The organism is Methyloversatilis sp. XJ19-13, from assembly GCF_024580155.1.
Lineage (GTDB): Bacteria > Pseudomonadota > Gammaproteobacteria > Burkholderiales > Rhodocyclaceae > Methyloversatilis.
On sequence record NZ_JANINH010000005.1, the window covers coordinates 314621 to 326704 of the forward strand.

Sequence of the window (12084 nt, forward strand, 5' to 3'; positions counted from 1 at the left end):
AGTGCGCGGTTTTTTTTCGTCCCGTCCCGATTCGATCAGGCCTGCCTGCGACGACGAACGAACACCATGCCAGCCAGCGCCGCACCCATCAGGGCGATCGACTCGGGTTCCGGCACGCCAGTCGAAGGCGGCGGAGCAGTCTTTGCGGCAATGGTCGACAGCTTAGTGTAGTCGTTGCGGACTCCGTCGGTGCCGCCCGGAGTGATCAGCCAGTAACGCGAATACACGCTGTTGTCGGTGTCACGCGTACCGCCGGTATTCCCCGACTGGGTTCCTTCGAATGCGCTTCCAACCTGAGCCCAGCCAGCGCCGAGCGCTCCGAGCGTCTTCCCGGTCACCGCTCCGGTCGAAGCAAAGCTGTTGGTCGTTTCGTTGAAGGCGTAGAGCTTGTAGTCGTTGTCGGTCTGCGCCCAGCCGAAGCTCAGGGAGCTGATGCTGAGAGCCTGATCAAAAGACACCAGAAGCAGTTCCGTACGGCCTGCGTTGTCGAAAGAATGCTCAGGGGACCGGGCAGAACCCGTCGCTGTGTTCGAGCCTGTAGCACTCCCCGTAGTCTCATTATTGCCATTGTTACCAGTCTCCCGGCTGGTCACACCGACGCAACACGAACCCTGAAACGTCAGGTAGGCCGCTTCTATCGCCGAAGAAGCTCCTGTGTCGGCGTACGCCTGGAGCGTCATCGTCGCGCCACCCGTGCTGTACTGCAACTTCGAGTACTCGGTCTCGGTAACGAAGCCCGCAGCGGACGTCTTAGTCGCCAGTACGGAGTCTAGACCCCATGAATAGGTCGCTGCGGAAGCGACGCCGGAAAGACCCGCAATAACGGCGGCACTCAGAACGTTCAGGGCTGTACGGTTCATCTCAATTCCTCGCTGTGCGGATGATGCAACTTGTTGTTACACCAAAGCAATTTAGAGTCCACTTTGTTTTTATTCAATAGAAACAAACAACTAAAGAATGCAAAAATGTGTGTTGTAAATAAACTCGACAGTCGATGGTGGCCTCACTTGAGTTCGGCGCGCAGAATTTGCGCTGCCTCGGCACCCGGAAAGGCGACGCCGGGCTGAAGCGCGGCATCGAGTTCCTGCCGCGCCTCTGCGCTGCGCCCGGATTTAGCGAGCGCCCAACCAAGGTGATACCGAATTTCCGGGTTCGCCGGATCACGCAGACGCGCTTCCCGCAGGTGTTGCAGCCCGGCGTCCATCTGCCCCTGCTGCACCAGCATCCAGCCGAGCGTATCGAGCACCACAGGCTCGCCGGGAGCAAGCTTGAACGCACGCTCGGCCGTCTGCAGCGCGCGCGGATCCTTGAGCTGCCATTGAACATTCGCGAGGTTGTTCAGCACGGGCGCCGACTCACCTGCCTTGAGCACGGTTTCCAGCGTCGCCTTTGCCTCGCGCAGCTGGCCGGCCTCAATCTGCACCTGCGATAGAAGAAGTTTCATCGCATTGTCGTGTGGGTGCTTCCGAACGAGCTCCTCAATGGACGCTCTTGCTTGCGTCTTGTTGCCCGATCGCACGTGCGCCTGGTAGAGACGGCCAGCCAACTCTGCATCTGCGCCGCGCGAAAGCGCATTGCGGTAGTGACTAATTGCTGCCGGCCATTGGCCGCGCAAGAAGGCAATGTCGCCGGCGAGCTTGAAAGCATCGGGCGTTGCCGCTTGTCCCTTGAGCAACGCCTGCGCCAGCCCGTCCGCCCGATCGATGGCCCCCTCTGCAAGCAGCAGCTCAGCCTGCATGATCTTCGCTGGCATGAACCCGGGGTCTCCCTGCAGCGCCTTTTCCACGCTGTAGGCAGCACCGGACGGGTTACCGGCCTGCAGCTGCATGCGCGCGATCTTGTATTGCGCAACGGGATCGAAATCGGCGACTCGCGTCATCGAATTCAAGGTGGAGCGAGCGCCTGACTGGTCCCCCTTTGCAAGTTGAACACGCGCGAGTGCTGCCTGCACCGCGAGATAGCCCGGCTGACTAGAAGTCGAGTCCTTGGCAAGCTCAAGCGCCTTGTCCAGCGCTCCCATCTGGACATAAAGGTCTATGAGAGCGACATGGCCACCCACGTGCTTCTTATTTTTTTCGCGAAGTGTTTCGAATCCCCGCTGAGCCTGTTCCAGACGCCCCTGCTTCGTGTCCAGCATCGCCCGTTCGTACAGGGCGGAAGAATGATCCGGATTTTCCTTGAGCAGAGCATCGAGCCGCGCGCGTGCCTGATCCGGCTTGCCTTCAGCGACATCCAATCGGGCCAGATTGAGTTTCACGCTATCAAACGTTTTGTCGCCCGCAAGCGCCATTTCATACGCCTTGCGCGCACCGGCAAAATCGCCCGCGGCCGCACGCGCCACACCAAGAACATTGAGCGCAGGAAGGTTGTCGGGCTCCCGCCGGGTAACGACTTCCATCAGTTCCACCGCCTGCCTGGGTTGCCGCTCGCGCAATGCATGCAACGCGAGCGCTGTACTGGCCCGCGCCTGCGCCGGATCCTTGCGGAGGACATCCTGCAACTTTGCTACGCCAAGTTCGGTTTGCTTGGAGCCAAGCAGATTAAGTCCGAGCGAAGTCTGCACTTCAGGAGAAGCACCGAGTCTGGACGCCTCCTCAAGCAACTCGGTGGCACGGTCGTGACGCTTCAGCTTGCTGTATGCACTCGCCACCAGCGTAAGTACTTCCGGATCCCGGGTGCCACTCCGCATTACAGGTTCAAGCGTGAGTATCGCGGACGCCGCGTCTCCCTCCTCGACTTGCAACGAAGCGAGGGGTTTGCGGGCTGCGAGTTGAGATGGAAAAAAACGCGTGTGAAGCTGCAGGTATTCCTTTGCCTTGACCTTGCCGCCAAGGCCGAGATGGGAAAGGCCCGCAATGAGAGCAAGATGTGATCGGCTGGTAAGCACGCTGCGCGGCAATGGATCAATGAGGCCGACGACCTCGCCCAGCAACGCCTGGGCAGCGTTTCGATCTCCTGATATATCGGCGATGACTGCAAGCAGGTAGGACGCCCTCGGCTCCTTCACCTCTGCCTTCGACAATACAAGAAGTGTTGCGCGTGCATCGGCCATGCGGCCCGTGTCCATCAGCACCGAGCTGCGACCGAGCAGGGCATCTACGTGTTCGGGCTTGAGCGAAATGGCCCGCTCATAGTGGGCTAGCGCAGCCGGCAGTTTTCCGGTGGCGTAAGCCACTGACGCGCGGGTTGCCCAGGCATCCGCATCAGAAGCATTTGCAGTGGTGGCTTGTTCGGCAAGTGTGGCAGCTTCGTCTGCCCGCCCCGCTTCCAACAGGATTCTCGCGTGCTGAGCAAGCGCGGGAGACGCCGAAGGATTGAGCGTCTGCGCATCCTTCACTGCCGCAAGAGCCAGCGCGTATTGCGCCATTTCCGTATGAGCCTGCGCGCGCAGGAGCAATACATCGTACTTCAGCCCCGCCGGCAACTCTGTAGGCTGAATGCTTTCAAGCAGCTCTCTCTGCCGACCGGTCGCCAGAAGAAGGTTACCGAGGGCAAGTACGTACTCGGCCCTCGACACGCCACGTCTCTGAGCTTCGCGCAGTGCGACCTCCGCAGCAGCGTAATCCCCCTTCCGCAGCGCCGCCCGGCCCATGAGTAGATGGGCAGCCAGCAGGCCGGGATCGGCCTTCAGCGCATTTTTCAGTTGGATGATCGCGCCGGCGTCATCCTTGCGCTCGTAGCGGACCAGAGCGTCTTCGTAATAGCGACTGGCTTCATCAGCCGCAAAGGCCGTCGAAGATGCCAGCACGCCTGCAAACAGGATCGATGCAATCAGTGACCAGAGGTGACGTTTCATGGAATACGGGAATGCGGATCGACTTCCGATTATAGAAGTCGTCCGGCAGGCGGCACCGTGACCATGTCACGGCGGCTGCCGGCAAACAGCCGACTGCAGCCGCCTTAACCGCGCAAGCGCGCAGCAGCGCTGCCGATGCGCTGAAGGTGAAGATTTGTAGCGACGCTTTCCGCTGCGGCCGCGCAGTGCCATGCGAAGCTGAGGCTTGCCGCGTCACCCAGCGCCTCGCGCCAGACGAGTGCCGGTGTCGCGTGATCGCATTGCAGCAATACACCGCCATCGTTGCGCGCCTGGGGTGCAAACAGTCCTTCGATGTGCGACGCGCCGGCGCGGCTGGCGGCATCAGCCGGGTCGGCCAGGATGGCCTGCAGGCTTTCGTAGCCGTCGCGCACCGAAAGACCGTGGCGCGCCAGTACCAGAGGAAGCCATCTGCCGTGACCTTCGCATGCGCCGTCGGTGCCCAGGCTGGCGACATACAGCGTGCCGTGGGGCAGCGCGCCGCTGGAGGCCGCCGGACCGACGAACTTGAACAGATGCATCGGCCGCGATGCTTCGGTCAGGTAGAGCACGGTGCGGCCGTCCTTGGCCTTTACCGGCTGACTGGCGAGATAACGCACTCCTGCAAGTTCGGCAACGCCGGTGTCGGCATCGAGCACCAGCGGATGAAGCGGATCTGCATGAAGTTCAGTCATGGCGGCAAGCCCGGAAAGTCGTTGCCCGCACTGTCGCCGCCCGAGGTTACCGCCTCGTGAAGGTGTTCAGCCGCGGCCGAGCGCCTGATCGACCACTTCACGGCTCAGCGCGGACGCAAACTGCTCGATGAAGTCGTAGGTGTAGCCGCGCAGCCAGGCGTTGCGGTGCAGGCCGATGCGGGTGGTGCTCGGCTCGAAAAGGTGGGCACAGTCGATTGCGCGCAAGGTGCGGTCCTGCTCCGGGTCGAACGCCATCTGCGCAACAATGCCGACGCCCAGACCGAGTGCCACATAGGTCTTGATGATGTCGGCGTCGATGGCGCTCAGCGTGATGTTGGGCGACAGCGACTGCGCCGCGAAGGCGCGATTGACGGTGGAACCGCCGGTGAAGGCGAAGTCGTAGGTGATCAGGGGCCATTCGGCGATGGCCGCCAGCGTCAGCGGCGTCTGCTCGAGCAACGGATGGCCGGGTGGTGTGATCAGGCAGCGGTTCCACTGGTAGCAGGGCAGGCTGACCAGTTGGTCGTATTCGTCGATCGCTTCGGTCGCAATCGCCAGATCGGCCTCGCCGGACAGAACGTATTCGCAGCACTGCGTCGGATTGCCCTGATGCAGCGCGACCTTTACTTCGGGATGCGCACGCATGTACTCAGGCAGGATGCGCGGCAGCACGTAACGCGCCTGGGTGTGGGTCATGGCGATGGTCAGCCGGCCACGCTCGCCGACCGCGTATTCTTCGCCGACCTGCCGCAGGGCGCCGATGTCGCGCAGCATGCGCCGTGCGATCGCCACCACTTCTTCGCCCGGGCGCGTCACGGCAATCAGCCGCTTGCCCTGCCGGATGAACACGTCGACGCCCAGCTCCGATTCCAGCAAGCTGATCTGCCGCGACACGCCGGACTGCGAGGTGTGCAGCGCCCGCGCTGCCTCGGACACATTCAGGTTGCGCTGGGCGACTTCGGCCACGTAACGCAGTTGTTGCAGATTCATTGCAGACCTTTAGCACTGAAAGTGATTTGAATCTTACTTCAAAGCATTTCCGATTATCTTGCTACCCCGCTAAGCTGCGTGCTTTACGCGCGCTTCCGCCTATATAGATATGGAGTTCGGCTATTCCATCGCCGGTTTCTTCGTCGGCGCCATCGTCGGACTGACCGGTGTGGGCGGCGGCTCGCTGATGACGCCGCTGCTGGTATTGCTGTTCGGTATCCACCCGGCGGTCGCCGTCGGCACCGACCTGCTGTACGCCGCACTGACCAAGGCCGGTGGCGCGCTGGTGCACGGGCGCAATCAGACTGTGGACTGGCGCATCGTGACCGGGCTGGGGTCCGGCAGCGTGCCGGCGGCGGCATTGACACTGTGGTGGTTATCGACGCATTCCAGCTCCGCCTATGGCAGTGCATCGATCATCAGCGGTACGCTCGGAATTGCGCTGGTGCTGACGGCGTGTGCATTGCTGTTTCGCAAGCGACTGCAGGCCGTGGCCGAACGGCCGGGCATTCGCGAATGGCGTGAGCGCAATCTGCACCCGCTGACAGTTGGGACGGGTGCCATACTCGGCGTGCTGGTCACAATCTCTTCGGTCGGCGCCGGCGCACTGGGGACAGCAGCACTGGTATTCCTCTACCCGCGCCTGTCGGCGGTGCGCATTGTCGGCAGCGACATCGCCCACGCCGTGCCGCTCACGCTGGTGGCCGGACTTGGACACTGGTGGCTCGGCAACGTCGACTGGGCGCTGCTGGGAGCGCTGCTCATCGGTTCGCTGCCCGGCATCGCGATCGGCAGCCAGGTGGCCGCGCGCTTGCCGGAACGTTTTCTTCGACCGCTGCTGGCGACCATGCTGTTCGGCATTGGCGGCAAGCTGAGCCTGAACCTTCTAGGCTGAATCATTGACATGGTGACCCGGCCTGCCGGCGGGCGCCGACGGACGGAAGAACGCATCCATGTATCGCTACGACGAATACGACCATACGCTGGTGCTCGAGCGTGTCGCGCAGTACCGGGACCAGTTGCAACGCAACCTCGCCGGCGAACTGTCGGACGACGAGTTCCGGCCGCTTCGCCTGCAGAATGGCCTTTACATCCAGCGGCACGCGCCGATGCTGCGTGTCGCCATTCCGTACGGCATGCTGTCGAGTACCCAGTTGCGCAAATTATCGGACGTCGGTCGCCGCTACGACCGGGGCTACGGTCACTTCTCGACCCGCCAGAACATGCAGTTCAACTGGCCGAAGCTGGAAGACACCGGCGACATCCTCGCCGAACTCGCTACGGTGGAGATGCACGCCATCCAGACCTCGGGCAACTGCATCCGCAACATCACGACCGACCCGTTCGCAGGCATTGCGCCGGATGAGATCGTCGACCCGCGTCCATACTGCGAAGTACTGCGCCAGTGGTCGACCTTCCACCCGGAGTTCGCCTTCCTGCCGCGCAAGTTCAAGATCGCGGTCAGCGGCACACTGGAAGACCGAGCCGTGACATATGCGCACGACGTCGGCCTGCAGCTGTACCGCGGCGAAATGGGTGAAGTGCTGGCCCGCGTCATCGTCGGCGGCGGCATGGGCCGCACGCCGATACTGGGCAGCGTCATCCAAGACGCCCTGCCGTGGCAGCACCTGCCGACCTATCTCGACGCCGTGCTGCGCGTGTACAACCGCTATGGTCGTCGCGACAACGCCTACAAGGCGCGCATCAAGATTCTGGTGAAGGCCATCGGCGCCGAGGCGTTCGCACGCCAGGTGGACGAAGAGTGGAAACTCGAACGCGATGGCATCGCTACCGTGACGCAAGCCGAACTTGACCGCGCGAGCGCCGCATTCACCGATCCAGACGCCCCGGAGCGCCCGGCGACCGACGCAGGCTTCGATGCGAAGCGCGCGTCCGACCCCGCTTTCGCCCGCTGGGTGTCGCGTTGCGTATGCGGCCACAAGCGGCCGGGCTATCGCGCGGTGACGCTGTCGCTGAAGCCGACCGGTGTCGCGCCGGGTGACATCTCTTGTGAGCAAATGGACGCACTGGCGGATCTGGCAGACCGCTACAGCTTCGGCGAACTGCGCGTATCGCACGAACAGAATGTGGTGCTGGCCGACGTCGCGCTGGCCGACCTTTACGAACTTTGGCTGAGCGCCCGCGCGCACGGACTCGCGACGCCGAACATCGGGCTGCTGACGGACATCATCTGCTGCCCGGGCGGCGACTTCTGCTCGCTGGCCAACGCGAAGTCGATCCCGATCGCGCAGGCGATCCAGGAGGCGTTCGAGAATCTCGACTACCTGTACGACGTCGGCGATCTGGAACTGAACATTTCCGGCTGCATGAATTCCTGCGGCCATCACCATGTCGGTCACATCGGCATTCTCGGCGTCGACAAGACCGGGGCCGAGTGGTACCAGGTATCGATCGGCGGCTCGCAGGGCAACCAAACCTCGCTCGGCGATGTCATCGGCCCTTCGTTCGCGGCCGAAGAAGTGCCAGGCGTCGTCACGAAGCTGGTCGACACCTACGTCGAACACCGCACACCGGAAGAACGCTTCATCGATACCGTACGCCGGATCGGCATGGCCCCATTCAAGGCACGCGTCTATGGCGAATCCACGAAGAAGACCGAGGTGACTCATGGCTGAGCTGATCCGCGGCACCGAAGTGGTGGCCGACGACTGGACCTGGGTACGGCTGCCCGAAACGCATGAGCCGGTGCGCAAGTCGGCCGGCAAGGTGGTGCTGTTCAAGCTCACCGGTGAGCCGGCGGCGTCGGACGACGTGATTTCCGCCTGCGACATTCCGGCGGGCAAGGTGCTGCTGCCGCTGTCCGTGTGGCTCCGCCGCCGCGACGAACTGGCCACACGCGCCGACGATGGCGAGATCGGTGTCTGGCTTGACAGCCACGAGGAACCTGCCGAGCTGGCTGAAAGTCTGGGCGGGAACTTGAACAGACTTCCGCTGATCGGCGTGAACTTCCCGAAGTTCATCGACGGCCGCGGTTACTCGATCGCCTTCATCCTGCGCACCCGATTCGGCTACCGGAACCAGTTGCGGGCGCTTGGCGACGTGCTGCGCGACCAGATGTTTTTCTTCCATCGCTGCGGCTTTGATGCCTATCTGCTGCGCGCCGATCAGCAGGCGGAGCGCTGCATCGGCGCACTGAAGGACTTCACGACGCCTTACCAGACATCGACCGATGGCCAGCCACCGGTATTTCGACGGCGCGCAGCGCCGGGAGCTGGCGCATGAGTAATCCGATGATCCACCCGAACGTAACTGACGCGCTGCGCGTGAAGGTGGCCGATAAGACAACGGCAGCGATCGACCGGCTGAGGCTTGCCGCAGCCGAGTTTCAGCCGATCGGCTTTGCGAGCAGCATGGGTGCCGAAGATATGCTGCTGACCGACCTCATTCAGAGGCACGACATCAACATTGAGATCTTCACACTCGATACGGGCCGGCTGCCTGCCGAAACCTACGACCTGATGACGAAGGCCGAAAAGCACTATGGCGCACACCCGGTCACCTGGTTTCCGCGCCATGAGGCGGTGGAGGAGTACGTGCGCAAGCACGGCATCAACGGCTTTTACGACTCGGTCGAACTGCGCAAGGCCTGTTGCGGCATGCGCAAGGTCGAGCCACTTAAGCGAGCGTTGGCCGGCAAGCGCGCGTGGATTACCGGCATGCGGGCGCAGCAGTCGACTACGCGCGCCGACCTTCCGTTGCGCGAATTCGACGAGGCGCACGGGATCGAGAAATTCAATCCGCTCTCCGACTGGACCGAGCGCGAGGTGTGGGTGTACATCCAGACCGAAGGCGTTCCGTACAACGCACTGCACGAACAGTTTTTCCCCAGCATCGGCTGCCAGCCCTGTACGCGTGCGATTTCGCCCGGCGAGGACATCCGCGCGGGTCGCTGGTGGTGGGAGAACCCGGAAAGCAAGGAGTGCGGTCTGCATGTCAAAGGCGACTGACTCCCGACGGGCCGGCAAGGTATGGCTGGTCGGTGCAGGCCCCGGTGCGGCGGATCTGCTCACGCTGCGTGCCGCAAAGCTGCTTGCCGAGGCCGATGTCGTTCTGCACGACGCACTCATCGGTGAAGAGGTGTTGGCCCTCGCAACGCGGGCGAAACGCATTTCGGTTGGAAAACGCTGCGGTCGGCATTCGACCGCGCAGCGATTCATCAACCAGCAACTGATACACGCCGCCCGCACGCATACCGTAGTGGTTCGACTGAAGGGCGGCGATCCGATGCTGTTCGGCCGCGCACAGGAAGAGATGGATGCCCTCGCGGAAGCAGGCATCGACTACGAAGTCGTGCCCGGCATCACGGCAGCGAGTGCCGCCTGCGCCCAGTTGCGGGTTTCCATGACGCGGCGCGGCCTGTCACGCGCCGTCGCGTTGCTCACGCCGCGCGCTGGTGCAGGCGAAAGTCCCTCGCAGGCTGTACGGGCAAATGCCGACGTGCCGACACTGGCGCTGTACATGGCGTCGCACGAATCCATGGCCATCGCGCATGAACTGCTATCTTGCGGACGAGCTTCAGACACGCCCGTGGCAATCATCGAAAACGCCAGTCTTCCGTCGTCACGTGAATGCCTGACCACCTTGTCCGGGCTCGCGGCACGACCGGTGTCTGAACTGCTCGGGACGAACGACGCCCCGGACGGCGCGGTACTGGTCATGCTGGGCGAAGTGTTCCGGGAAGTGCTGGAGCAACGGATCGATCAGTCTGCATCGCTTTCGCGGAACGCCCCGAACGCAGCCTCCGCGTGATTCGCACTACGAAGGTGCGCAACCACAAAAAAAAGGCCTCGCTAAGCGAGTAATGCCGTTCATTTAAGGTCCTTCTTGAGGAATCGAACGGTGTAGCGTTTAGGTAGAGCTTTGACCAGACGGGGGCATTGACGCCCCCGTCGTTTTTCAACGATTGCAAACTGCATCTGGGTGCGCAATCGGTAAGCGTCCGACCGCCACCGTCTTCCCTTCCCTGATCCAGCGCGTAATCATCGCCCGCACTCGGGCACCTCAATGTTGTGTCCACAAAGGAGATCAGGGACACAAACCCCCGAACGGGACGCGCGTACAAGCGCGGTCCCTACAAGCGTCATCCGGCCGCGTTCAAGCGCGCCGTGGTGGAAGCGTCTTTTGCACCCGGCGCATCGGTATCGCGTGTGGCGCGCGAGCACGACATCAACGCCAACCAGATCTTTCTGTGGCGCAAGCTGTATCAGGACGGCCTGCTCGGGGACGATGAGCTGGCGCTGTTGCCGGTGCACATCAGCGAGCCGGCCCGCTCACCTGCACCGGTCGAACCCATCCGCACGGCAGCGCACGGTGGCACGCTGACCATCGAGTTCGGCACGGTTCGGCTGCGCATCGAAGGCCGGCCCGATGCCGACACGCTGGAACGGGTACTCGCGCAGCTGGCGGCGCGATGCTGATTCCATCCGGCACCCGCATCTGGCTGGCGGCGGGGGCCACCGACATGCGCCGCGGCTTCGACGGGCTGGCCGCTTTGGTGCAACAGCGCCTGGGGGCGGACCCGTTCAGCGGCCACCTGTTCATCTTCCGCGGCCGGCGCGGTGACCGGGTGAAGCTCTTGTGGTGGGACGGCGACGGCATGTGCCTGCTGGCCAAGCGGCTGGAGCGCGGTCGTTTCGTGTGGCCGCAGGCCGCCGACGGTAGCATTCATCTGAGTGCCGCTCAGTTGTCGATGCTGCTCGAAGGGATCGACTGGCGCACCCCGCGCAGGAGCGCCCCCGAACTGGCTGCCTGAGCCACTTTCGGCCCCTCGCTGCCAGCGCTTTGGGTGTGCGTGTACCCCCTGTTCACAGAGCAGTTGATCGCGTAAACTCGCTTGCATGCGTGACGCGACACCCTTCATCGACCCGGACGCCACCGCCGACGCACTGTCGGCGCAAGTCGCCTCACTGCCCGACGACCCGACGTTGCTCAAGCACCTGCTCGACGCCCGTCTGGCCGAGATCGAACGGCTCAAACTGCTGGTGGCCAAGCTGCGGCACGCACAGTTTGGTCGCCGCTCGGAGCGGCTGGGTGCGCTCTGCGGCCAGCTTGATCTCGGGTTGAGCACGGCGCAGCAAGGCGGCGAGGCCAATGGCGCATCAGCAGATCTCGCCAGACTTGCCGACCTCGCCACGCTCGCCGACATCATCCCCATCGAATGCGCCCCGCGACACCCGGGCCGCAACCGGCTCCCCGATCACCTGCCGCGCNGACTTGCCGACCTCGCCACGCTCGCCGACATCATCCCCATCGAATGCGCCCCGCGACACCCGGGCCGCAACCGGCTCCCCGATCACCTGCCGCGCAGTCGCACGGAACATCTACCGACCTGCAGTGGCTGCCCCCAGTGCGGCGGCACTCTGAAGCGTCTCGGCGAGGACGTGTCCGAAGAGCTGGAGTACGTCCCGGCCCGCTTTAGGGTGGTGCGCCACGTGCGCCCGAAATTCGCCTGTGGCCGGTGCGAGACCATCGTGCAGGCGCCCGCCCCCGGCCGCCCGATCATGGGCGGGTTGCCCGGCCCCGGGCTGCTCGCCCACGTGCTCACCGCCAAGTACTGCGACCACCTGCCGCTGTACCGACAAAGTG

Annotated in this window: 11 protein-coding genes and 1 pseudogene; 8 read left to right on the plus strand and 4 right to left on the minus strand. The window is 63.3% G+C overall.

Annotated elements, in window-relative coordinates:
• Positions 1-35: 35 nt before the first annotated feature.
• From xdp1 to NMQ14_RS09415, 4 genes are all read right to left on the minus strand, one after another.
• Positions 36-860, minus strand: a complete 825-nt coding sequence (xdp1, locus tag NMQ14_RS09400) for an exosortase-dependent surface protein XDP1 (RefSeq protein ID WP_257095482.1) — start codon at positions 858-860, stop codon at positions 36-38.
• A gap of 143 nt (positions 861-1003) precedes the next feature.
• Positions 1004-3796 carry an XrtA/PEP-CTERM system TPR-repeat protein PrsT gene (prsT, locus tag NMQ14_RS09405; RefSeq protein ID WP_257095484.1) on the minus strand — a complete coding sequence of 931 codons (2793 nt, stop codon included), beginning with the start codon at positions 3794-3796 and terminating at the stop codon, positions 1004-1006.
• Between the two features lie 104 nt (positions 3797-3900).
• Positions 3901-4488: a PhoX family protein gene (locus NMQ14_RS09410; RefSeq protein WP_257095486.1), complete on the minus strand. Its 588-nt coding sequence runs from the start codon at positions 4486-4488 to the stop codon at positions 3901-3903.
• A gap of 66 nt (positions 4489-4554) precedes the next feature.
• The gene (locus tag NMQ14_RS09415; protein WP_257095487.1) at positions 4555-5478 is read right to left on the minus strand and encodes a CysB family HTH-type transcriptional regulator; all 924 of its coding nucleotides are present in this window, start codon (positions 5476-5478) and stop codon (positions 4555-4557) included.
• A 109-nt stretch (positions 5479-5587) separates the two neighbouring features.
• Here NMQ14_RS09415 and NMQ14_RS09420 point away from each other — a divergent pair, with 109 nt between their 5' ends.
• The 8 genes and pseudogenes from NMQ14_RS09420 to NMQ14_RS09455 all read left to right on the plus strand — a co-directional run.
• The gene (locus tag NMQ14_RS09420; protein ID WP_257095488.1) at positions 5588-6373 is read left to right on the plus strand and encodes a sulfite exporter TauE/SafE family protein; all 786 of its coding nucleotides are present in this window, start codon (positions 5588-5590) and stop codon (positions 6371-6373) included.
• A gap of 58 nt (positions 6374-6431) precedes the next feature.
• Positions 6432-8114, plus strand: a complete 1683-nt coding sequence (locus NMQ14_RS09425; protein ID WP_257095489.1) for a nitrite/sulfite reductase — start codon at positions 6432-6434, stop codon at positions 8112-8114.
• Positions 8107-8721, plus strand: a complete 615-nt coding sequence (locus NMQ14_RS09430) for a DUF934 domain-containing protein (protein WP_257095490.1) — start codon at positions 8107-8109, stop codon at positions 8719-8721. Before NMQ14_RS09425 ends, NMQ14_RS09430 begins: the two co-directional genes overlap by 8 nt.
• Positions 8718-9446 carry a phosphoadenylyl-sulfate reductase gene (locus tag NMQ14_RS09435; RefSeq protein ID WP_257095491.1) on the plus strand — a complete coding sequence of 243 codons (729 nt, stop codon included), beginning with the start codon at positions 8718-8720 and terminating at the stop codon, positions 9444-9446. The genes NMQ14_RS09430 and NMQ14_RS09435 overlap by 4 nt, the downstream gene beginning before the upstream one ends.
• Positions 9430-10248, plus strand: coding sequence for a uroporphyrinogen-III C-methyltransferase (gene cobA, locus NMQ14_RS09440; RefSeq protein ID WP_257095512.1), 819 nt, complete (start codon positions 9430-9432; stop codon positions 10246-10248). The genes NMQ14_RS09435 and cobA overlap by 17 nt, the downstream gene beginning before the upstream one ends.
• Positions 10249-10508: 260 nt before the next feature.
• Positions 10509-10718, plus strand: a pseudogene (locus NMQ14_RS19835) (transposase); the annotation flags it as partial.
• Between the two features lie 191 nt (positions 10719-10909).
• Positions 10910-11251, plus strand: a complete 342-nt coding sequence (gene tnpB / locus NMQ14_RS09450; protein WP_257095492.1) for an IS66 family insertion sequence element accessory protein TnpB — start codon at positions 10910-10912, stop codon at positions 11249-11251.
• 85 nt (positions 11252-11336) lie between these two features.
• Positions 11337-12084: IS66 family transposase zinc-finger binding domain-containing protein (locus NMQ14_RS09455; RefSeq protein ID WP_257095493.1), on the plus strand; the 748-nt coding region annotated here is incomplete at its 3' end.